Below are 21,315 nucleotides of genomic sequence, written 5' to 3'. Positions count from 1 at the left end.
GCGCACTCATGGCAACGACCACCAAGAACACCACGACCCGGGCCGCGGCCGCCGTGTTCGACTACGCACCGGCCCCCGAGTCCCGCAGCATCGTCGACATCAAGGCCTCCTACGGACTGTTCGTCAACGGTGAGTTCGTCGACGGCGCCGGCACCGCGTTCAAGACCATCAACCCGGCCACCGAAGAGGTGCTGGCCGAGGTCTCCGAGGCCAGCGCGGCCGACGTCGACACCGCAGTCAGGGCCGCCCGTCGCGCGCACTCACGCGTGTGGAGCCGGATGCCGGGCAAGGAGCGGGCGAAGTACCTCTACCGCATCGCACGCATCATGCAGGAGCGTGGACGCGAGCTCTCCGTGCTCGAGTCGATCGACAACGGCAAGCCGATCAAGGAGTCGCGCGACGTCGACGTACCCATCGCGGCTGCCTACTTCTTCTACTACGCCGGATGGGCTGACAAGCTCGAGTACTCCGGCTTCGGCACCCAGTCCCTGGGCGTCGCCGCCCAGGTGATCCCGTGGAACTTCCCGCTGCTGATGCTGTCGTGGAAGATCGCACCGGCCCTGGCCGCCGGCAACACCGTCGTGCTCAAGCCCGCGGAGACCACTCCCCTGACCGCGCTGCTGTTCGCCGAGATCTGCCAGCAGGCAGACCTGCCGCCCGGTGTCGTCAACATCATCACCGGAGCCGGCGAGACCGGACGCTCCCTGGTCGAGCACGACGACGTCGACAAGGTGGCCTTCACCGGCTCCACCGACGTGGGTCGTGCGATCGCCAAGTCCGTCGCCGGCACCGACAAGAAGGTCACCCTCGAGCTCGGCGGCAAGGCGGCCAACATCGTCTTCGACGACGCGCCGATGGACCAGGCGATCGAGGGCATCGTCAACGGCATCTTCTTCAACCAGGGCCACGTCTGCTGTGCCGGCAGCCGCCTTCTGGTGCAGGAGAGCGTCGCCGACGAGGTGCTCGAGCGGCTCAAGCGACGCATGTCGACCCTGCGCGTCGGCGACCCGCTCGACAAGAACACCGACGTGGGCGCCATCAACTCCGCGGAGCAGCTGTCCCGCATCAAGGAGCTGTCCGCGATCGGCGAGGACGAGGGCGCTGGGCGCTGGTCGCCCGCCTGCGAGCTGCCCACCCACGGCTTCTGGTTCCCGCCGACCGTGTTCACCGGCGTCACCCAGGCCCACCGCATCGCCCGCGAGGAGATCTTCGGGCCGGTGCTCTCGGTGCTGACCTTCCGCACGCCCAGTGAGGCGGTCGAGAAGGCCAACAACACGCCGTACGGCCTCTCGGCGGGGGTCTGGACCGACAAGGGTTCGCGGATCCTCTCGATGGCCAACCAGCTGCGCGCCGGGGTGGTCTGGGCCAACACGTTCAACAAGTTCGACCCGACCAGCCCGTTCGGTGGTTACAAGGAGTCCGGCTACGGCCGTGAGGGTGGCCGACACGGCCTCGAGGCCTACCTGAAGGGAGCCAACTGATGGCTCGGGTCGATGTCCGCAAGACCTACAAGCTCTACATCGGCGGCGCGTTCCCGCGCTCGGAGTCGGGCTACTCCTATGTCGTGAACGACGCGAAGGGGAAGTTCATGGCCAACGCATCCCTGGCCTCCCGCAAGGACGCCCGCGACGCCGTGGTCGCGGCGCGCAAGGCATTCGCCGGCTGGTCCGGCCGAACTGCCTACAACCGCGCCCAGATCCTCTACCGCGTCGCGGAGGTGATGGAGGACCGCCGCCCGCAGTTCGTCGACGCCGTCCAGCGGTCCGAGGGCCGCACCGCCGCCCAGGCGAACAAGATCGTCGACCAGGCGATCGACCGGCTGGTCTGGTACGCCGGATGGGCCGACAAGATCACGCAGGTCGTGGGCGGAGCGAACCCGGTCGCCGGGCCGTTCTTCAACCTCTCGACCCCTGAGCCCACGGGCGTCGTGGCCATCCTGGCCCCGCAGGAGTCCAGCCTGCTCGGCCTGGTCAGCGTGGTGGCTCCCGCCATCGTGGTCGGCAACACCGTGGTGGTCACCTCCTCCTACGAGCGGCCACTGCCGGCGGTGACCTTCGCGGAGGTGCTCGCCACCTCCGACGTGCCCGGCGGGGTGGTCAACATCCTCACCGGAAGCGCAGCGACCACCGGGCCGTGGCTGGCCGGCCACATGGACGTCAACGCCATCGACCTCACCGGGGTCGCCGGTGACACCGAGCTGGCTGTCGCCCTCGAGCAGGCGGCCGCCGAGAACCTCAAGCGCGTACGCCGCGCTCCGGCCACCGAGCCTGACTGGGCCGTGGACCCGGGCATCGACCGGATGACCGGCGTCCTGGAGACCAAGACCGTCTGGCACCCGATCGGCAGCTGAGCAGCAACCCATCTCGCGCAACGTCATACGCTCCGGTGGTCGGGGGCACCGGTGCGTATGACGTTGCGCAGGGTCAGCGGGCCAGGAGCGCCTGTGACACGACGGTGAGGATGTCACGTGGGTCGCGTGCCGCGAAGGCCTGCCCACCGGTCGCCCCGGCAATCTTCTTGAGGGCTGCCATGTCGGCGTCCTCCGAGATGCCGATGGCGATCACCCGGACCGGCTTGGCCGAGTCGAGCTCCGACCGCAGCGTGCTGAGCAGCTCCTCGAGGTCGATGGAGCCCGGGTCGTCGTTGGCTCCGTCCGTCAGCAGCACGACCGCGTTGAAGTAGTCCTCGTCGTAGTTGCGCAGGGCGTCACGGTAGGCCGCCAACGTGGTGTCGTAGAGACCGGTGCCGCCGGTGGTGAGGTCCAAGGCCTCGTTGATCCTCCGTCCGAGGACCTCTCGCTGGGTCAGGTCGCCCACTGTCCTGTCGAGTCGACGCAGGGGCGCCATCTCCCGATGGTCGACTCCGGGGCCGCCCTGGTCGACGGAGAACAACCACAGCCCGATGCGGGTGGCGTCCGGGAAGGTGACCAGCGCCTTGGCGGCGGCCTCGGCCGCCAGCTGCATCCGGGTGCCGTCACTGGTCGCGAAGTCCATCGATCCGGAGGCATCGAGGACCACCAGCATGCTCGAGGGCACCGCCAGCACCTGCCACGTGCGCAGGTCGTCCTCGACCTCCGCACGGTCCGGCACGGCCAGCTCGGTGATGCCCCCGACGCCACGGTCGGGCAGGGCAGCGCCGTCCGGGCCCCGGAAGCCGTGCTCACCCAGGGCGACGGCGCCCTGGGGACGCTGGATGAACTCGACGAGCTCGGCCATCGCGGACTGGGACTCCTGGCTGTGCCCCGGCAGGGAGAGGAGAGGGTACTTCTGGATGATGGTGCCGGTCTCGGGCAACGTCGCCTGCAGGCTCCGGTTGTCACGCCTGGCCGCCAAGAACTCCTGCTCGGAGACGGGGATCAGCCGCTTCGTGGACGCCGTGACCGACGCCAGCAGCTTGTCAGCCTCCTGACCGGGAGACTGCGCCGCGTAGTGCTGGGCCGCGGTGACCAGGCCGGCCTGCAGGTCGGAGGTGGAGGCCCCCGTCTTCGACTGCTCGGCGCGCAGCGCGATCAGGGCGAGGGCGGAGGGTGTGGAGTCCAGCGGGTGCAGCATCTCCAGCTGGCCCGACGTCGCCGCGGCCAGCCATGACGCGGGGGCCTCAGCGGCCGGTCCCCCGGCCAGGACCACAGGACTCGTGGCGAGGGCCGGCACCACGGTCTCAGCGGTCACGCCGTTGCCGGCCAGCTGTTGGGTCCACACGTCCGAGTCGGGCACCCACAGGTCGGGGATGTCACCGGAGCGGGTGGTCAACCGGGTGAACACCTCGTCGGACGGGACTGCCACCACGTCGACGGATGCGCAGCCGCCCTGATCCTCCAGGGAAGCGGCCGCTGCCGCCAGGGCAGGGGCGATGTCAGGGGAGGCGGCGAGCCGTGCATCGGCCACCGTCGCGCACGCGCTCGGGTCCTCGTCGTCGGCAAGTCCCCGCCAGACCAGCGCTGCGGCAAGCAGCAGGACCAGGACGACCAGCCCCGTCCACAACAGCCACCGGTTGCGCGGCGCGCGCTCAAGCGCGTGCGAACCACCACTCATGACGCCTCCCAAACGCACGAATTGTGCAATTTCCCCGACGTGAGGTTAATCGACGCCTGTCCGCCTGTGAAATATCCGTCCACAGGCAGGAGGCACAATGTCCTCCGTGCGTTCACGTGTCCTTGTCCTCGCCGGTCCCTCCGGAGCCGGGAAGTCCCATCTCGCCGAGCGGCTCGGCGTGCCGGTGCTGAGGCTCGACGACTTCTACAAGGACGGCTCCGACCCCACGCTGCCGCGACTGGTCTCGGGGGCCAATGCAGGCCTGGTCGACTGGGACCACCCCGATTCCTGGCTGCCCGACGACGCCCTCGCGACGATGACCGAGCTGTGCCGCACCGGCCGGGCGTCGGTCCCGGTCTACGACATCTCCCGCGACGGACGCTGCGGCACCCAGCCCTTGGACCTGGGCGGCTCGGCCTTCTTCCTGGCCGAGGGCATCTTCGCCCAGGACGTCGTGCAGCCGTGCCGTGAAGCCGGCCTGCTGGCCGCGGCGTTCTGCGTGACCCAGCATCCGGCCAGGACCTTCTGGCGTCGCCTGACCCGCGACCTGCGCGAGCGCAGGAAGCCACCGCTGGTGCTGGTGCGACGTGGCGTGGCCCTCTGGCGGGGCCAGCGCGCGGTGGTCGCTGACGCCGTGGGCAAGGGGTGTCGGCAGGTGCGCCCCGAAGAGGCGTTCCGCGAGATCAGCGCACTGGTCGCCGGCGCCACGACGACCGAGGTCGACTGAGTCCCGTGGATCCCTTCGGGCAGCCCCTGCTGCAGCCGGACCAGCGCTCGTGCGGAGCCGCCGTCGTGGTGGTGGCCCGGTTGCTGCACGACGCCGACTACGCGACGTACGTCGACACGCCCGCCCGCTTCGAGCAGGAGACGTTGGCCGTGCACCGGCGGGTCACCGGAGTCGCGGATGCGCTGGGGCGCTCGCAGCTGCCCTGGCCACAGGCGCTCGGCACTCCTCCGTGGGCGGTCGCCCGCGAGCTGTCGGTGATCACGGACACGCCGTACCACTCACGACTCGTGCTGCCCACGGCCCGCCAGCGTTGCCTCGACTCGATCGAGGCGGCGGCGGACGGCGGGCACGAGGTGGCGCTCTACGTCGGCAACGCGTGGCTGCCCCGCCACGTCGTGCTGGTGCTCGACGGGAACCTGACCACCTACGACCCGTCGTGTGGTCGACGTGTCACCTTCACCCGGGAGCGTTTCCTCGGTGCCCACCTGAGCATCGCCGGCTGGTCACACCCCTGGATCGCGGTCCTGCCGGAGCGCTGAGCTCAGCCGGCGGCGAGGGCGGCGTACCCCGGCTTGATGACGTCGTTGATGATCGCCAACCGTTCGTCGAACGGGAGGAACGCGGACTTCATCGCGTTCAGGGTGAACCACTGCAGCTCGTCGAGCCCGTAGCCGAAGGCCTCCACGAGCGAGGTCATCTCCCGGGTCATCGACGTGCCGCTCATCAGGCGGTTGTCGGTGTTGACCGTGACCCGGAACTTCAACCTGGTGAGCAACCCGATCGGGTGCTCGGCGATCGACGTCGCCGCGCCGGTCTGGATGTTCGACCAGGGGCACATCTCCAGCGGGATGCGCTGGTCGCGGACGTAGGCAGCCAACCGGCCCAGCTCGACCGATCCGTCGTCGTGGACCGTGATGTCGTCGATGATGCGGACCCCGTGGCCCAGCCGATCGGCGCCGCACCACTGGATCGCCTGCCAGATCGAGGGCAGCCCGAACGCCTCACCGGCGTGGATCGTGAAGTGCGCGTTCTCCCGCTGCAGGTATTCGAAGGCATCCAGGTGTCGGGTCGGCGGGAACCCGTCCTCGGCGCCGGCGATGTCGAAGCCGGCGACGCCGCGGTCGCGCCAGGCGATCGCCAGCTGGGCGATCTCCATCGAGCGTGCCTGGTGCCGCATGGCGGTGAGCAGCTGGCGGACCACGATGCGTTGCCCCGTCGCTGCCACGGCCTCGTCGAAGCCCTCCTGCACCGCGGCGACGACCTCGTCGAGGGTGAGACCGTTGGACACGTGCTGCTCGGGGGCGTAGCGGATCTCTGCGTAGACCACTCCATCGGCAACCAGGTCCTCGACGCACTCGCGGGCGACGCGGCTCAGGGCAGCTCCGGTCTGCATCACGGCAACGGTGTGGTCGAAGGTCTCCAGGTAGCGCACCAACGACCCCGAGTTGGCCGCGTCGGCGAACCACTGGCCGAGGTCGCCCGCATCGTCGACCGGCAGCTCGTGGCCGATCTCGGCGGCCAGCTCGGCCACCGTCGCGGGACGCAGCCCGCCGTCGAGGTGGTCGTGCAGCAGGACCTTCGGGGCCTGACGGACCTGGTCGCGCGTGGGTGACGGCTTCAGCATCTCACCATCCTTGCACCACCTCCTCCACGAGAACGACAAGCGGTACCTTCGTGACGTCACCGTGACCCCGCCCACAGGAGCCATCCATGCGCGTCTTCAACACCTTCGAGGAACTCACCGGAGCCACCGGCACCGAGCTCGGCACCAGCGACTGGGTGACCATCGACCAACGACGGGTCAATGCGTTCGCCGACGCCACCGGTGACCACCAGTGGATCCACGTCGACCTCGAGCGCGCCAAGGACGGCCCCTTCGGTGGCACCATCGCCCACGGCTACCTCACGCTGTCGTTGATCCCGTGGCTCGGCAGCCAGGTCTTCAGCCTGCAGACGCCGGGTGCGAAGCTGAACTACGGCGTGAACAAGGTGCGCTTCCCGAATCCGCTGAGGGTCGGGAAGCGGATCCGGTCCCACGTGTCGATCGCGGACGTCGCTGACATCCCCGCCGGCAAGCAGCTGACCGTCAAGCACACCATCGAGATCGAGGACGAGCCGAAGCCCGCCTGCGTCGCCGAGACCGTTGTGCTCCTGCTCCCCTGACGCCTTCTGCCGCACCTTTCACCGGGCGGACTCGCGCCGGGTACCCGGTGAACGGGTCACCTTCCGGCCGAAATTCCGGTCGGGAGGGGGCAGTTCAGCCGGGAAGAGTGCACCCGCAGGTCAGGAGACGCGGTCGATGATCAACGGCTGCGCACTGAACCCGGCTGCGTCGCCGATGTCGTAGCCGCCCTCGAGGGAGGCCAGGGCCCGCTCGAAGCGCTCCGGCTCATCGGTGAGCAGGGTGAAGAGCGGCTCACCCTCGGTGACCTCGTCGCCGGGTCGCGCATGCCAGCTGACGCCGGCGCCGTCCTGGACGGCGTCGCCGAGCTTGGCGCGTCCGGCGCCGAGGCGCCACGACGCCAGGCCCACGGACATGGCGTCGAGCCGGGTCAGCACACCGGAGGCCGGTGCGTTGACCACGTGCGTCTCGCGGGCCGTTGCCATCGGTGCGTCGGGGTCGCCGTCCTGGGCGCGGATCATCGCCTTCCACACGTCCATGGCGGACCCGTCGGCGAGCTTGTCGGCCGGGTCGATGTCGGTGACCCCGGCGCCGGCCAGCATCTCGCGGGCCAGCGCCACGGTGAGCTCGACGACGTCAGCAGGACCACCACCAGCGAGGACCTCCACGGACTCGGCGACCTCGATCGCGTTTCCGGCGGTGTACCCGAGCGGCGTCGACATGTCGGTGAGCAGTGCGACGGTGTGGATCCCGGCGTCCTTCCCGAGGTCAACCATCGTCTCGGCGAGCTCGCGGGCCTTCTCGAGATCCTTCATGAAGGCACCCGTGCCGACCTTCACGTCGAGCACCAGCGAGCCGGTGCCCTCGGCGATCTTCTTCGACATGATCGAGGAGGCGATCAGCGGGATCGCCTCGACGGTGCCGGTGACGTCACGCAGCGCATAGAGCTTCTTGTCGGCCGGAGCCAGACCGGTGCCGGCGGCACAGATCACCGCACCGATGTCCTCGAGCTGAGTCATCATCTCGTCGTTGCTGAGCGCCGCGCGCCAGCCCGGGATGGCCTCGAGCTTGTCGAGGGTGCCGCCGGTGTGGCCCAACCCGCGCCCGGAGAGCTGCGGGACCGCGACGCCGCAGGCTGCCACCAGGGGTGCCAGCGGGAGGGTGATCTTGTCGCCGACTCCACCGGTCGAGTGCTTGTCAGAGGTCCTGCGCGAGAGGGACGAGAAGTCCATCCGCTCCCCCGAGGCGATCATCGCGGCAGTCCATCGCGCGATCTCGCTCCGGTTCATGCCGTTGAGCAGGATCGCCATCGCCAGCGCCGACATCTGCTCGTCGGCCACGACACCGTCGGTGTAGCTGGCGATCACCCAGTCGATCTGGCTGTCGCTCAGCTCCTGTCCGTCACGCTTGGCGGTGATGATCTCGACGGCGTCGTGCTGGTTCACTTGCCCTCCTTGGCTGCGCTGTCCGTGGTCAGGTCATCGGGTCCGAACGGGTCGGGCAGCACCTCGTCCATGCGGCGTACGCCGGAGACGGTGAGCAGCAACAGCTCGCGCCCACCGTTCTCGAAGAGCAGCTGTCGGCAGCGACCGCACGGCATGATCACCGCGCCGTCCCCGTTGACGCAGACGAAGTGGGTGAGCCGACCGCCGCCCGTGGCGTGCAACGAGCTCACCAGGCCGCACTCGGCACACAACGTCACGCCGTACGCCGCGTTCTCGACGTTGCAGCCGACCACGGTGCGCCCGTCGTCCACCAGCGCCGCTGCGCCGACCCGATAGCTCGAGTACGGCGCGTAGGCGCGGGCAGCGACCTCGCTCGCCGCCGCCGTCAGGGCGTCCCAGTCGACGTCCACGCCGTCAGTCCTTGACGTAGGGCTGGCCGTCGGCGGCCGGCGGGCGCACGCGCCCGACGAAGCCGGCCACGGCGATCAGGGTCGCCAGGTAGGGAGCCACCGCGATGAGCTCCGAGGGCACCTTGGTGACCAGACCGAAGTCATCCTTCATGGCAGCGGTCAACGCGAAGAAGAATGCCGCCATGGTCGCCCCGATGGGGTGCCACCGGCCCATGATCACCGCGGCCAGGGCCATGAAGCCCTGCCCGTTCGCGGCGTTGTCCGTGAAGGAGCCCGACGACCCGACCGAGTAGAACGCGCCGCCGAGGCCGGCCAGTCCGCCCCCGAGCAGGATCGCCTGCCACCGCACCCGGTTGACCTTGATGCCGACCGTGTCAGCAGCCTTCGGGTGCTCGCCCACCGAACGGACCCGCAGCCCCCACCGGGTCTGGTAGAGCAGGAACCAGACCACGATCGGTGCGAGCAGCGTGATGTAGACGAGGATCGACTGGTTGAACAGCGCACGGCCGATCAACGGGATCTGCGAGAGACCGGGGATCTCGATCGGGGTGAGGGGGTCCGGCGGGTCGCTGAGCAACGTGTTGAGCGATGCGTTCTCCTGCTGGGTGGGGATCTGCCCGAGCAGGAAGGTGGTCAGCCCCAGGGCCAACGCGATGAGAACCACCCCGACGACCACCTGGTCGACGTGGTAGCGCAGGGAGAACAGCCCCAGCACCAGCGCGACGAGGACCCCCGCCAGGGCAGCACCGACCATGCCGACCCCGTTGCTGAAGGCCAGCGAGCTGATCACGTAGCCGAAGAAGGCACCCATCAGCAGCTGGGCCTCGATGGCGATGTTGATGACACCGGCCCGCTCGCAGATCACACCGGCCAGTGCTCCGAGGACCAGGGGCGGGGAGTACTTCACCATGCTGGGCAAGGGATTGGTGATCCACGCCTCGACCGCGGAGTCTTGGTCGGCGTAGTACCAGATCGTGAACGCGACGTAGAACGACAACCCGACGGCCAGGTAGACCAGCAGGGCCCACCCGTTGCGTGGGACCAGGTTGAACGCCGCCATGGCCAGCGCGATGCCGCTGATGACCACGGCGATCCAGACCAGGCGGAGCCCGTTGAACGGCTCCGGCTGGTGCTCCAGGTCGGGCGACGGAGCGTTGAGGAACAGCACGTCGGAGTTGTCGATGCTGATCGCCATCCACAGCACGAGTGCGAACGTGATGGCAAAGGTGACGACGAGCTTGACCTGCCGGAACTTGTCGGCGCGGTCACGCACCGGACGCTCGGCGGCCGGTGCCGCAGGGGTGGCTGTGGTGCTCACGCAGTCGCTCCCTTCGCTGCAAACGTGTCAGTGGGTTCCTTGCGTCGTTGTCGCACCAGCCACCGAACGGCAGCAGGTGCGGCGACGAACAGGACGATGAGGCCCTGGACGACCTGGACGATCTCGGGCGCGGTGCCAGCGGAGCTGGTCTGCATGGCGCCACCACCGACGGCGAGGGCCCCGAAGAGGAGGCCGGCCAGCACGCTGCCCAGTGGCGTGCCTCGACCTAGCAGCGCCACCGTGATGGCGTCGAACCCGACGGTCCCGACCAGGCTGGCGTTGTTCGATGCCTGGTCACCGTTGATGAACATGGTCGCCGCCAGTCCGCTCAAGGCTCCGGCGATGGCCATGGTGAGCACGAACACCTTGGCCGTGCTCATGCCGGCCGTGAGGGACGCGTCGGGATTGGCCCCGACCGAGCGCAGCTCGAAGCCGAAGGTGCTGCGGGTGAGCACCCACCACACGCCTCCCGCCGCCGCGATCGCCAGCAGCACGCCCAGGTGCACCCCGAAGACCTCGGGGAACGCGGCCGCGTCGGGGACCGGCGGGGACTGCGGCAGGCCCAGCTCGTCCCCGGGCCGCTGGAACGACTTCAGCTCGCCCAACGCATAGGCCAGCACGCCGGAGGCGGCGATGGAGTTGAGCATGATCGTGCTGATCACCTCGTGGGCTCCGGTGAATGCCTTCAGGGCGCCGGCGATGGCACCCCACACGGCACCGGCCAGGATGCCGGCGACGATCGAGGCCAGCAGCAGGATCGGCCCGGGCAGGTCCCAGGTGAAGCCGACGTAGCTGGCGGCCAGGGTGCCGAGGATGATCTGGCCCTGCGCGCCGATGTTGAACAGCCCGGCCCGGAAGGCGAGGGAGACGCCGAGGCCGGCGCAGATCAGCGGGGCCGACCGGTTGAGGGTGTGGGCGATCGCTTCTCCGGAGCCGAGGGACGCCTTCAGCAGTGCGCCGTACGACGTGGTGACCACGTCCGCGGAGCGCGTGAAGAAGTCCCACGGGTAGACGAAGAAGTAGCCCATCGAGTCGATGACTTCCTGGTTGCTCAGCGCCATCAGGACGGCACCGATGACCAGGGCCAGGAAGATCGCCGCCGCCGTGGTCAGGACGGTGTCGAGAAGCGGGCTGCTGGACCGCCCCCCGGACTTCGTCGGCTTCGTCTCGGCCAGAGGGGCCAACGTGTCCTCGCCGGGGCTCCGGGAGCCTTCCGCGGGGGTCTTGTCGTCGTGCTCGCTCACGCGGCACCTCCCTTCTTCGGGACTGCGCCGGCCATCAGCAGGCCGATCTGTTCACGCTCGATGTCGGGCGAGACGGTGTCGACGATGCGGCCGTCGTACATCACCGCGATCCGGTCGGAGAGCGCAAAGATCTCGTCGAGCTCCGTGGAGACGATGACGACGGCGGTGCCCCGGTCGCGTTCTTCGATGATGCGCTTGTGGATGAACTCGATGGAGCCCACGTCGACGCCGCGGGTCGGCTGGGAGGCGATCAACACCTTCAGTGGCCTGGAGAACTCACGGGCCACGACCACCTTCTGCTGGTTTCCACCGGAGAGCGAACCCACCGGGGTCTCCGGCGAGGTGGTGCGGATGTCGAACTCCTCGATCCGAGCATCGGCATTCTGCTCGATCGCGCCGAGCTTCAGCGCCGGTCCGGATGCGAACTCCGGGGTGCGGCAGAGGTCGAGGACCAGGTTCTCACGCACGCTGAACGACGCCACGTACCCGTCGTGGGAGCGGTCCTCGGGGATGTAGCCGATGCCCGACTCCAGGGAGCGCTTGGGACCGAAGCTGGTGATCTCGGTGCCGTCGAGGAAGATCTCGCCGGCGGACAGCTTCGTCAGGCCGAGGAGGGACTTGATCAGCTCGGTCTGGCCGTTGCCCTGGACCCCCGCGATGCCGAGGACCTCCCCGGCGCGTGCCTCGAACGAGACGTCCTTGACCACCTGGTGTCCGCGGGGGTCGATGATCGTGACGCCACGCGCCTCGAGCACCGGCTTGCCGACCTCGGCGGCGTCCTTGTCGACGACCAGCTTCACGGCTCGACCGACCATCATCTCGGCCAGCTCTGCCTCGCTGGCCGACGGGTCCGCCGTGCCGACGATCCTGCCTCGTCGGATCACGCTGATCTTGTCGCCGACCGCCTTGACCTCGCGGAGCTTGTGGGTGATGAAGATGATCGAGGTGCCCTGCTCCTTGAGCTGGCGCATGATGCCCATCAGCTCGTCGATCTCCTGCGGGGTCAGCACGGCAGTGGGTTCGTCGAGGATCAGGACTTGGGCCTCGTTGGCCAGCGCCTTGAGGATCTCCACGCGCTGCTGCACGCCCACGGAGATGTCCTCGACCAGCGCCTTGGGGTCCACCTGGAGCCCGTAGCGGTCGGACAGGTCGCGGACCCGCTGGCCGGCCGCCTTGCGGTTCAGCACCGGGCCGCCCTCGCGACCGAGCATGACGTTCTCGGCGACGGTGAAGACCGGGATCAGCATGAAGTGCTGGTGGACCATGCCGATGCCGGCCTTGATCGCGTCACCCGGGGTGCCGAAGCGCACCGGCTCGCCATCGAGCAGGATCTCGCCCTCGCTGGGCTCGAGGAGCCCGTAGAGCATGTTCATCAGGGTCGACTTGCCGGCGCCGTTCTCCCCCAGCAGGCAGTGGATCTCGCCGGGTTCGATGGTCAGGTCGATCGCGTCGTTGGCGACGAAGTCACCGAACCGGCGGGTCAGTCCCTTGATCTGCAACTGCATGGCACTCCCTTGTGCGATGGCGGTCGTAGGAAGGATAGATGAGACGGATCGGGGCGGGAACCGTGGTTCCCGCCCCGATCATCGTGCTGCTGGAGCCATCAGGAGACGGTGACTTCTCCCGAGATGATCTTCTCCTTGAGAGCTTCGATCTCGTCCTTGGTCTCCTGGTCGATGTCGCCGTCGAACTCGTGGTACGGAGCCAGCGAGACGCCGCCGTTCTCGAGCGTGCCGGTGTACGGCTCGTTGGTGAACGACTCGTCGATGGAGGACTTGATGGCATCCTCGACGGCCACGTCCATGCCCTTCATGACGGAGCTGAGCAGGATGTCGCAGTACTCGGCGGCGGAGACGCAACCGTCGGTGTCGACCCAGATCGCCTTCTTGTCAGCCTGCTTGACGGCCTGCAGTCCACCGAGCCCGGCCGGGCCGGCGACCGGCATGACGATGTCGGCGCCCTGGCGGATCAGCGCCTCGGCCAGCGACTGGCCCTTCGACTGGTTCTCGAAGTCGTCGGTGAACGAACCGTTCTGCTTGTCGACGTCCCAGCCGACGACCTTGACGTCGGTGCCCTTCTCCTGGTTGTGGTACTCGACGCCCTTGACGAAACCGTCCATGAAGATGGTCACGGTCGGGATCTTGGCGCCACCGAAGGTGCCGACGATCCCCGACTCGGTCTGCGAGGCAGCCAGGTAACCGGCCAGGAAGGCCGGCTGGTCGGTGGCGAAGCCGAGGCCCTTGACGTTCTTCGGAGGCTTGGCGTAGCCGAAGTCGACGATCGAGTAGTCGATCTTCTTGTGCTTCTTCGCGGCGGCCTCGGTCGCGTCGCCGAGCAGGAAGCCGACGGTGCTGATGTGGTTGCAACCAGCCTTGGCGAGGTTCTCCAGGTTGGCGGCGTAGTCGGAGTCGGACTTCGACTCGGCCTCGGCGGTCTGGATGCCGAAGTCCTCCTTGGCCTTCACGAGGCCGTCGTGGGAGGTCTGGTTGAACGACTTGTCGTCGAAGCCGCCGGAGTCGGAGACCATGCACGCCTTGAAGTCGGGGTGGCTCTCCTTGGGCGTGGTCGAGGATTCACTCGAGCTCGAGCTGGGCTCACCCGAGGCGTTCGAGTCGTCGTCGCCGGGGCGCTCCCCACACCCGGCGAGCGCAAGCGCGGCCAGGCTCAGCGCTACTGCAATGCGTGCCGTCTTCTTCACGGCGTCCTCCTGAGTTCGGTTTCGGCCCCGCGGATCCCGGGCCACCGGGTCACACTAAGCCCACCGTCGGCGAAAAAGATGGATTCCCGGAGAACTGTTACCTGCCGGTGATCGACCACTGCCGCGGGCGAAGTGTCCGGGCCGTGACGTCCTCGGCACCGGCGTTCAGCCGAAGGACTCCAGCGCAGCGCCGGCGAGGACTGCGGCGCCGATGCCGATGGCGCGCTCGTCGATGCGCAGGTCGCCCTGGTGGAGGTCGTACGTCGGACCACCCGGCGTCCGTGTCCCGAGGCGGCCCATGGCACCGGGGACGTGCTCGAGGTACCAGCCGAAGTCCTCGCCTCCGAGGCTCTGCATCGTCGCGACTGCCCCGTCGGGTCCCAGCACCTTGGCCACGGACCGACCGAGCGCGCCGACGGCTTCGTGGTCGTTGACCACCGGTGGGACGCCGCGCACGTAGCCGATCTCCGCCGCGACGCCGTACGGCGCGATGATCTGGTCGACGAACTGGCGGACCAGGTCCTCGGCTCCGTGCCAGGCCACCGCGTCGAGCATCCGCACCGTGCCGGCGACCCGCCCGGTCGACGGGATGACGTTGTGGATGGCGCCGGCGTGGACCAGGCCCCACACCACACTGACGCCGGCCCGCGGGTCGAGTCGGCGCGACAGGACTGCGGGCAGCTCGGTGACCAGCTTGCCGAGCGCGAAGGTCAGGTCCTCCGTGAGGTGGGGGCGGGAGGTGTGCCCGCCCTTGCCGACCAGGCGCACGTCGAGCGCATCGGCGGCTCCGGTCAACGCCCCCTCCCGGAGGCCGACGCTGCCGACGTCGAGCGTGGGGTCGCAGTGCAGGCAGAAGATCCGGTCGACGCCGGTGAGCGCCTCGCGCGCCAGCATCTCGAGCGCGCCCCCGGGCATGACTTCCTCGGCCGGCTGGAACAGGAGTCGCACTCGGCCGGCCAGCATGCCGCGGTCGGCGAGCTCGGTCAGGGCGAGTCCGGCGCCCAGCAACGACGTGGTGTGGACGTCGTGCCCACACGCGTGTGCGACGCCGGGGACCGTGCTGGACCACGGGTCGCCGCTCCGGTCCTCGACCGGGAGGGCGTCGAGGTCAGCGCGGAGCGCCACCACGGGACCGGACTCGCCGACCTCGGCGATCAAGCCGTTGCGCGGCAGCCGACGCACCCGGACCCCGGCCTGCTCGAGGCGTCCGGCGACGAGCTCCGTCGTGCGTGCCTCGCTCCAGGACAGCTCGGGGTGGGCATGCAGGTCGCGCCGGAACTCCAGGAGCTCGGTGGCGTACTTCTCCAGCACGGTGGCGATGATCTCGTGGGCCTCAGACATGTCCCTCCGAGCATATCCGTCGGGAACGGTCCAGCACGTCGGCGTCCACGCCCTCCCCGGTCAGGTCCCGTCGTACGCCGCGAGGATGCGGTCGGCGGCCTCCGGCGCGGCCATCTCGCCGTCCAGCACCGAGCGGCGTACGTCGTCACGCACCGCTGCCACGCCCGGGGAGCGACGCAGCCGGTCGGCCAGCTCGTCACGCACCAGCGCCCAGGTGAACTCGAGCTGCTGGTTCGCACGCTTGCCCGCCAACCCGTCCTCGCCGAGGTGCTCGCGGTGACTGAGGATGCGCTCCCAGACGTCGTCGATGCCGACGTCGGTGAGCGCGGAGCAGGTCACCACCGGTGACGCCCACTCCCCCCTGCCCTGCACCAGGCGCATGGCCCCGGCGAGCTCGCGGGCCGCGACCCGGGCCTCTCCCTCGTGGTCCTGGTCCGCCTTGTTCACCGCGATCACGTCGGCGATCTCGAGGATGCCCTTCTTGATGCCCTGCAGCTGGTCACCGGTGCGGGCCAGGGTCAGGAACAGGAAGGTGTCGACCATGCCGGCCACGGTCACCTCGGACTGACCGACTCCGACGGTCTCGACCAGCACCACGTCGTGCCCGGCTGCCTCGAGGATGATCATCGCCTGGGTCGTCGCACGGGCCACGCCGCCGAGGGTGCCGGCCGAGGGCGACGGCCGGATGTAGGCCCCCGGGCTGGCGGAGAGCCGCGACATCCGGGTCTTGTCGCCGAGGACGGAGCCACCGGTGCGCACCGAGGACGGGTCGACCGCCAGCACCCCCACCTTGTGGCCGCCGTCGACCAGCTTCGTGCCGAGCGCCTCGATGAAGGTCGACTTGCCGACGCCGGGCACCCCGGAGACACCCACGCGCACCGCGTTGCCGGAGTCCGGGGTCAGCGCGGCGAGGAGCTCGCGCGCGGCGAGTCGGTGATCCGGACGTGAGGACTCCACGAGCGTGATCGCCCGGGACACCGCCGCGCGTCGTCCCTCACGGACGCCCGCGACGAGCTCCGGGACGTCGACCTCTCGCCGGCTCACGAATCGGTCCGTGGGTCTCGATGCGCTCGCCGGCGCTCGCTGCTCGACCACCCAACAGAGGCGCTGGTCGAGTGCCCGCGACGAAGGAGCGGGTGCCTCGAGACTCCGCCCCCCGACCGAGGTTGAGGACAGGTCACGACGAGAGCTTCGCCAGCAGGTCGATCGCGGAATCAGCGATCACCGTGCCGGGGAGGAACACGGCAGCCGCGCCCATCTCCTTGAGCGTCTCGACGTCGTCGGGCGGGATCACACCACCGATGACGATCATGATGTCCGGACGCCCGAGCTCGGCCAGCGCCCGCTTGAGGGCTGGCAGCAGCGTGAGGTGGCCCGCGGCGAGCGAGGAGACACCGACGATGTGCACGTCGGCGTCGACAGCTTGCTGCGCGACCTCCTCGGGCGTGGAGAACAGCGGGCCCACGTCGACGTCGAAGCCCATGTCGGCGAACGCGGTGACGACGACCTTCTGGCCACGGTCATGGCCGTCCTGGCCCATCTTCGCGACGAGGATGCGGGGGCGACGGCCCTCGTCCTCCTCGAACTTCTCCGTCGCGGCGACGACGGCGGCGACGGCGGAGTCGCCGCCCTCTGCTGCTTCGGACTTGTACACACCGCTGATCGTACGGATCACGGCCTGGTGACGTCCGTAGACCTTCTCGAGGGCCTCGGAGATCTCACCGACGGTGGCCTTGGCATGAGCCGCGTCGACGGCCAGGGCCAGCAGGTTGCCGTCGAGCGAGCCCTTGGCGGCACCGCGCTCGGCGGAGTTCGTGAGGGCTTCGAGCGTACGGCGTACCGCGTCGTCGTCGCGCTCGGCACGGAGCCGCTCGAGCTTGGCGATCTGCTGGCGGTAGACGTCGTCGTTGTCGACCTTGAGCACGTCGAGCTTGTCCTCGACGGGCAGCCGATAGGTGTTCACGCCGATCAGCTTCTGGGCACCCGAGTCGAGTCGCGCCTGGGTGCGCGCGGCCGCTTCCTCGATGCGCATCTTGGGGATGCCCTGCTCGATCGCGGCGGCCATGCCACCGGCGGCCTCGGCCTCCTGGATGTGCTTCCAGGCACGCTCGGCCAGGTCGTGGGTGAGCTTCTCCACGTAGTAGGAGCCGGCCCACGGGTCGATGATCTCGGTGGTCCGCGACTCCTGCTGCAGCAGCAGCTGGGTGTTGCGCGCGATGCGGGCCGAGAAGTCGGTCGGCAGCGCGATCGCCTCGTCGAGGGCGTTGGTGTGCAGCGACTGGGTGTGGCCCTGGGTCGCGGCCATCGCCTCGATCGCCGTACGCCCCACGTTGTTGTAGACGTCCTGTGCGGTCAGCGACCAGCCGGAGGTCTGCGAGTGCGTGCGCAACGAGAGCGACTTCGGGTTCTCCGGGTTGAACTGGCGCACCAACCGGGCCCACAGGGCCCGGGCCGCGCGCATCTTGGCGACCTCCATGTAGAAGTTCATCCCGATCGCCCAGAAGAAGCTCAGACGAGGCGCGAACTGGTCGATCGTCATCCCGGTCTCGAGGCCCGCGCGGATGTACTCCACACCGTCGGCCAGCGTGTAGGCGAGCTCGAGGTCGTTCGTGGCCCCGGCCTCCTGGATGTGGTACCCGGAGATCGAGATCGAGTTGAAGCGCGGCATCTTCGCCGAGGTGTAGCTGAAGATGTCGGAGATGATCCGCATCGACGGGGCCGGCGGGTAGATGTAGGTGTTGCGGACCATGAACTCCTTGAGGATGTCGTTCTGGATGGTCCCCGCGAGCTGTTCCGGCTTCACCCCCTGCTCCTCGGCGGCGGCGATGTAGAGCGCCAGCACCGGTAGCACGGCGCCGTTCATCGTCATCGACACCGACATCTCGTCGAGCGGGATGCCGTCGAAGAGGGTGCGGGTGTCGTAGATCGAGTCGATCGCCACGCCGGCCATACCGACGTCGCCGCGCACCCGCGGGTGGTCGGAGTCGTAGCCACGGTGGGTGGCGAGGTCGAACGCGACCGAGAGCCCCTTCTGGCCGGCGGCCAGGTTGCGGCGGTAGAACGCGTTGGACTCCTCGGCGGTGGAGAAGCCGGCGTACTGCCGGATGGTCCACGGCTGGGTGGTGTACATCGTCGGGTAGGGGCCACGCAGGAACGGGCTGAGTCCCGGCAACGTGTCGAGGGCGTCGAGGCCGTCGAGGTGCTCGGGGCCGTAGACCGGCAGCACCGCGATGCCCTCGGGGCTCTGCCACGGCTCGGCGCGGCTGGTGCCCTGGTCTCGGGACGGTCGCTGCGCGACCTCCTCGACCGACGAAGACTTCGCGGTGGTTGAGGAAGGCGCGCCAGCGCCTGTCTCGAAAACACCGTCACCGTTCAGCGGGAGGCCGGCGAAGGATTCAGGAATGCTCATGCCAGCTTCTCCCTGGTCGTGGTGAGGAAGGTCAACGCATCGACTCCCACCGCAGCGGAATCGTCAACCAGGTCAGGCGAAACGGTCTTGTCACCGGGCTTTCCGGCAAGCACGACGTGGCGGGCACCGGCTTCACGCAGCCGGGCGACGAGCTCGGCGCCCCAGGCGGCGTACGCCTTGTCTGCACCGGCGAGGCAGACCACCGGCTGGCCGTCGTAGGCCGCCAGCACGGCGTCGGCGTCCTCCGTGGCGCCGGCAGCCACCACACTGATGCCACCGGCCGCGAAGAGGTTGCTGGCGAAGGTGGCGCGAGCCGTGTGGGCGGCGATCGTGCCCATCGTGGCCAGGAACACCGGGGTGGTCGCCGGTTCGTCACGCAGGTCCTCGAACGGGGCGCCGTAGCGGCGCACGGCGTTCGCGCTCGGGTGGGCGGGCCGCTCGGGCAACGTCTCCGTGAGGTTCGGGAACTCGCTCACCCCGGTCAGCGGGCGGGTGCGGTGCGCGACCTGGTCGTCGCGCTCGGCGACCACCGCGTCGATGCGCGACTGCAGCGACCCGTCCTCGAGGGCGGCCACGATGCCGCCCGCCTCCTCGATCCGGCCGAACTCGGCCCAGGCCGCGTTGGCCAGGTCGTCGGTCAGCTTCTCGACGGCGTAGGAGCCGCCCGCCGGGTCGACCACCTTCGCCACGTGGGACTCGGAGATCAGCAGGGAGCTGGTGTTGCGGGCGATCCGGCGTCCGAAGGCGTCCGGAACCCCGAGCGTCGAGTCGAACGGCAGCACCGTGACCGCCTCGGCGCCACCGACGCCCGCGGCGAACGCGGCGACGGTGGTGCGCAGCATGTTCACCCACGGGTCGTACTTGCTCATCATCGGGCGCGACGTCACCGCGTGCTGGCGCTGCCCGCCGGCCTCGGGAGCAGCACCGGACAGCTCGGCGACGCGCGCCCAGAGCCGACGGGCCGCGCGGAACTTCGCGATCGTCGGGAACTGCTCGTCGGTGGCCGCGTAGCGGAACTCCATGAGCGCCAGGGCGGCATCGACGGAGCGTCCCTCGGCGGTCAGGCGGCGCAGGTAGGCGGCGCCCACGGCCAGGCTGTAGCCGAGCTCCTGGGCGTCGGAGGCACCCCGGTCGTGGATCGCGGTGGCGTCGACGACCAGGCCGAGCGCACCCATCTCCTCGGCCCTGGTGGCGACGAGCTCGAGCACGTCGAGGTTGTCGTTGTCGGTGGTCGAGCTTGTGCCCTCGGTGGTCGAGCTTGTGCCTTCGGTGGTCGAGCTTGTGCCTTCGGTGGTCGAGCTTGTCGAGACCCCGCGCACCTGCGCGGCGATCGGGTCGGCGCCGAGGTTGGTGCCGGCTGCGGGATCGACTCCACGGTCGGCGAACACCGCGGCGAGGGCATCCGCTGCCGCAACCGGGTCCTCGGGGGCGTCGAGCACGACAGGAGCCAGGTCGATGAACACGCCGTCGAGCGCCGCGGCGAGGTCGTCGGCACCGAGCGTCGTGCCCACCTCCAGCCACAGCGACGTGGAGCCGTTCTCCAGGTCGGCGAGAGCGGCCTCGTTGAGCGGCTTGGCCTCGAGGCCGAACAGGTGCGGCCGGATGTCCCAGCCGATCTCCGGCTTGTCCGCCAGACGACCTCGGGTGTACGGCGCTGCGCCGGGCTGGCCCACCGCCGGCAGGTCGGCGACGGAGTCACGGGTGCCCAGCGGGGCGACGCCGATCCCGTCGAGGGTGGTGCGGGTCAATTGCTCCCACACCGCGGAGTCGGGGGCGTCGTCGCCCAGCTGTCGGGTCTTGCGCAGCACGGCCGCGGTGGCCTTCTCCCAGTCCGCGGTGGAGTGCTGGTCCTCGGGACCGGCCAGGCTCAACGAGTCCTGTGCGGTGTCCGGATCAGGGCCAGAAGTCATGGATCGCACAATAGGGAACGGCGCCGGACTCGGCCACTCGATGTGAGATCTCCCATCTGGTGGACAGGTGTGGGAGCGACGCGACGGGGAAGGCTGCCTCCCATGAAGGTGAGGGACCACACCGGCCAGACCTGGCGAGTGACCCGGCGCTGGGTGCCGTGGCGGCGACGGCTCAAGGGGTTCGTGGACGCCGGTCCGAACCTGCCCAGCGGCCTGGGTGACGACCCGATCAGCCTGGTCATCGGACTGATCGGCCTGATCATCATGCTGCCGTTCGTGATCCTGGCCCTGGTCGCGGGTCTCGAGCTGCTCCTGGTGCTGCTGGTGCTCCCGTTCGCCATCCTGGGTCGTGTCCTGCTCGGCCGGCACTGGACCGTCGAGGCGCGCAAGGGCTTCCGGCCGTGGTCCGAGGTGAAGGCCGGCGGCTGGTCGGACAGCCGGCAGAAGATCCAGGACCTGGCCGCAGCGATCGAGCGCGGCGACGTTCCGCCCCGGACGCTCGGTGAGGATCGAACCTCTCCCTGATGGACAAGGGCCGGCTGATGGGCAAGGGCCGGCTGGGCAAGGGCCGGACACCCCACCGAGTGGGCCCCGCCCGGAGTTCCCCGCACGTTCACGCCGCTGCCACCGTGACGACGTCCGGTCGGGCGAGGCTGGCGC

General features: G+C 69.4%; 18 protein-coding genes. 6 read left to right on the top strand and 12 right to left on the bottom strand.

Annotated elements, in window-relative coordinates; genetic code table 11:
- Window positions 1–8 precede the first annotated feature (8 nt).
- Both ncot_RS04210 and ncot_RS04205 read left to right on the top strand, forming a co-directional pair.
- Window positions 9–1,481 (top strand): aldehyde dehydrogenase family protein, encoded by a 1,473-nt coding sequence (locus ncot_RS04210; protein WP_206065143.1) that lies wholly within the window; start codon window positions 9–11, stop codon window positions 1,479–1,481.
- Window positions 1,481–2,350 carry an aldehyde dehydrogenase family protein gene (locus tag ncot_RS04205; RefSeq protein WP_168616479.1) on the top strand — a complete coding sequence of 290 codons (870 nt, stop codon included), beginning with the start codon at window positions 1,481–1,483 and terminating at the stop codon, window positions 2,348–2,350. The genes ncot_RS04210 and ncot_RS04205 overlap by 1 nt, the downstream gene beginning before the upstream one ends.
- 73 nt (window positions 2,351–2,423) lie before the next feature.
- Here the strand turns inward: ncot_RS04205 and ncot_RS04200 are convergent, their stop codons facing one another.
- Window positions 2,424–4,031, bottom strand: a complete 1,608-nt coding sequence (locus tag ncot_RS04200) for a substrate-binding domain-containing protein (RefSeq protein WP_168616478.1) — start codon at window positions 4,029–4,031, stop codon at window positions 2,424–2,426.
- A 106-nt stretch (window positions 4,032–4,137) separates the two neighbouring features.
- Here ncot_RS04200 and ncot_RS04195 point away from each other — a divergent pair, with 106 nt between their 5' ends.
- Both ncot_RS04195 and ncot_RS04190 read left to right on the top strand, forming a co-directional pair.
- A complete protein-coding gene (locus tag ncot_RS04195) occupies window positions 4,138–4,758 on the top strand; it encodes an ATP-binding protein (protein WP_168616477.1) in 621 nt (206 codons plus the stop codon).
- A gap of 5 nt (window positions 4,759–4,763) precedes the next feature.
- Window positions 4,764–5,297, top strand: a complete 534-nt coding sequence (locus ncot_RS04190) for a hypothetical protein (protein WP_168616476.1) — start codon at window positions 4,764–4,766, stop codon at window positions 5,295–5,297.
- 2 nt (window positions 5,298–5,299) lie between these two features.
- Here the strand turns inward: ncot_RS04190 and ncot_RS04185 are convergent, their stop codons facing one another.
- Window positions 5,300–6,382 (bottom strand): adenosine deaminase, encoded by a 1,083-nt coding sequence (locus ncot_RS04185; protein WP_168616475.1) that lies wholly within the window; start codon window positions 6,380–6,382, stop codon window positions 5,300–5,302.
- 86 nt (window positions 6,383–6,468) lie between these two features.
- On the opposite strand from ncot_RS04185, the gene ncot_RS04180 reads away from it, so the two are divergent.
- Window positions 6,469–6,921 carry a MaoC family dehydratase gene (locus ncot_RS04180; protein ID WP_168616474.1) on the top strand — a complete coding sequence of 151 codons (453 nt, stop codon included), beginning with the start codon at window positions 6,469–6,471 and terminating at the stop codon, window positions 6,919–6,921.
- Window positions 6,922–7,041: 120 nt separating this feature from the next.
- Here ncot_RS04180 and ncot_RS04175 read toward each other — a convergent pair whose 3' ends face one another.
- The 10 genes from ncot_RS04175 to ncot_RS04130 all read right to left on the bottom strand — a co-directional run bounded on the left by ncot_RS04175 (window position 7,042) and on the right by ncot_RS04130 (window position 20,655).
- Complete coding sequence (locus tag ncot_RS04175) at window positions 7,042–8,325, bottom strand: thymidine phosphorylase (RefSeq protein ID WP_168616473.1); 1,284 nt, start codon at window positions 8,323–8,325, stop codon at window positions 7,042–7,044.
- Window positions 8,322–8,735: a cytidine deaminase gene (locus tag ncot_RS04170; protein ID WP_168616472.1), complete on the bottom strand. Its 414-nt coding sequence runs from the start codon at window positions 8,733–8,735 to the stop codon at window positions 8,322–8,324. The genes ncot_RS04175 and ncot_RS04170 overlap by 4 nt, the downstream gene beginning before the upstream one ends.
- A 4-nt stretch (window positions 8,736–8,739) precedes the next feature.
- Window positions 8,740–10,053: an ABC transporter permease gene (locus tag ncot_RS04165; RefSeq protein WP_168616471.1), complete on the bottom strand. Its 1,314-nt coding sequence runs from the start codon at window positions 10,051–10,053 to the stop codon at window positions 8,740–8,742.
- Entirely contained in the window at window positions 10,050–11,297 is a 1,248-nt protein-coding gene (locus ncot_RS04160; RefSeq protein WP_240938056.1) for an ABC transporter permease, read from the bottom strand. Before ncot_RS04160 ends, ncot_RS04165 begins: the two co-directional genes overlap by 4 nt.
- Window positions 11,294–12,802 carry an ABC transporter ATP-binding protein gene (locus ncot_RS04155; RefSeq protein ID WP_168616470.1) on the bottom strand — a complete coding sequence of 503 codons (1,509 nt, stop codon included), beginning with the start codon at window positions 12,800–12,802 and terminating at the stop codon, window positions 11,294–11,296. The genes ncot_RS04160 and ncot_RS04155 overlap by 4 nt, the downstream gene beginning before the upstream one ends.
- A gap of 98 nt (window positions 12,803–12,900) precedes the next feature.
- Window positions 12,901–13,995 (bottom strand): BMP family ABC transporter substrate-binding protein, encoded by a 1,095-nt coding sequence (locus ncot_RS04150; RefSeq protein ID WP_168616469.1) that lies wholly within the window; start codon window positions 13,993–13,995, stop codon window positions 12,901–12,903.
- A gap of 165 nt (window positions 13,996–14,160) precedes the next feature.
- Window positions 14,161–15,336 carry an amidohydrolase gene (locus tag ncot_RS04145; RefSeq protein ID WP_168616468.1) on the bottom strand — a complete coding sequence of 392 codons (1,176 nt, stop codon included), beginning with the start codon at window positions 15,334–15,336 and terminating at the stop codon, window positions 14,161–14,163.
- Window positions 15,337–15,396: 60 nt separating this feature from the next.
- Window positions 15,397–16,380: a methylmalonyl Co-A mutase-associated GTPase MeaB gene (meaB, locus tag ncot_RS04140; RefSeq protein WP_168616467.1), complete on the bottom strand. Its 984-nt coding sequence runs from the start codon at window positions 16,378–16,380 to the stop codon at window positions 15,397–15,399.
- Between the two features lie 133 nt (window positions 16,381–16,513).
- The gene (scpA, locus tag ncot_RS04135) at window positions 16,514–18,745 is read right to left on the bottom strand and encodes a methylmalonyl-CoA mutase (RefSeq protein WP_168616466.1); all 2,232 of its coding nucleotides are present in this window, start codon (window positions 18,743–18,745) and stop codon (window positions 16,514–16,516) included.
- Complete coding sequence (locus ncot_RS04130; protein WP_168616465.1) at window positions 18,742–20,655, bottom strand: methylmalonyl-CoA mutase family protein; 1,914 nt, start codon at window positions 20,653–20,655, stop codon at window positions 18,742–18,744. The genes scpA and ncot_RS04130 overlap by 4 nt, the downstream gene beginning before the upstream one ends.
- Window positions 20,656–20,757: 102 nt before the next feature.
- Between ncot_RS04130 and ncot_RS04125 the strand changes: the two genes are divergently transcribed.
- Window positions 20,758–21,180, top strand: a complete 423-nt coding sequence (locus ncot_RS04125) for a hypothetical protein (protein ID WP_168616464.1) — start codon at window positions 20,758–20,760, stop codon at window positions 21,178–21,180.
- Window positions 21,181–21,315: the final 135 nt, after the last annotated feature.

Origin of the sequence: Nocardioides sp. JQ2195 (genome assembly GCF_012272695.1) — a bacterium.
Lineage (GTDB): Bacteria > Actinomycetota > Actinomycetes > Propionibacteriales > Nocardioidaceae > Nocardioides.
Note: the sequence above shows the minus strand (reverse complement) of the source record. Positions and strands in the feature narration are given on the sequence as shown.

Bases quoted from the DNA above. Each gene is read 5' to 3' on its own strand.
- ncot_RS04210 (WP_206065143.1), top strand. From the start codon at position 9: ATGGCAACGACCACCAAGAACACCACGACCCGGGCCGCGGCCGCCGTG.
- ncot_RS04205 (WP_168616479.1), top strand. From the start codon at position 1,481: ATGGCTCGGGTCGATGTCCGCAAGACCTACAAGCTCTACATCGGCGGC.
- ncot_RS04200 (WP_168616478.1), bottom strand. From the start codon at position 4,031: ATGAGTGGTGGTTCGCACGCGCTTGAGCGCGCGCCGCGCAACCGGTGG.
- ncot_RS04185 (WP_168616475.1), bottom strand. From the start codon at position 6,382: ATGCTGAAGCCGTCACCCACGCGCGACCAGGTCCGTCAGGCCCCGAAG.
- ncot_RS04180 (WP_168616474.1), top strand. From the start codon at position 6,469: ATGCGCGTCTTCAACACCTTCGAGGAACTCACCGGAGCCACCGGCACC.
- ncot_RS04155 (WP_168616470.1), bottom strand. From the start codon at position 12,802: ATGCAGTTGCAGATCAAGGGACTGACCCGCCGGTTCGGTGACTTCGTC.
- ncot_RS04145 (WP_168616468.1), bottom strand. From the start codon at position 15,336: ATGTCTGAGGCCCACGAGATCATCGCCACCGTGCTGGAGAAGTACGCC.
- scpA (WP_168616466.1), bottom strand. From the start codon at position 18,745: ATGAGCATTCCTGAATCCTTCGCCGGCCTCCCGCTGAACGGTGACGGT.
- ncot_RS04130 (WP_168616465.1), bottom strand. From the start codon at position 20,655: ATGACTTCTGGCCCTGATCCGGACACCGCACAGGACTCGTTGAGCCTG.
- ncot_RS04125 (WP_168616464.1), top strand. From the start codon at position 20,758: ATGAAGGTGAGGGACCACACCGGCCAGACCTGGCGAGTGACCCGGCGC.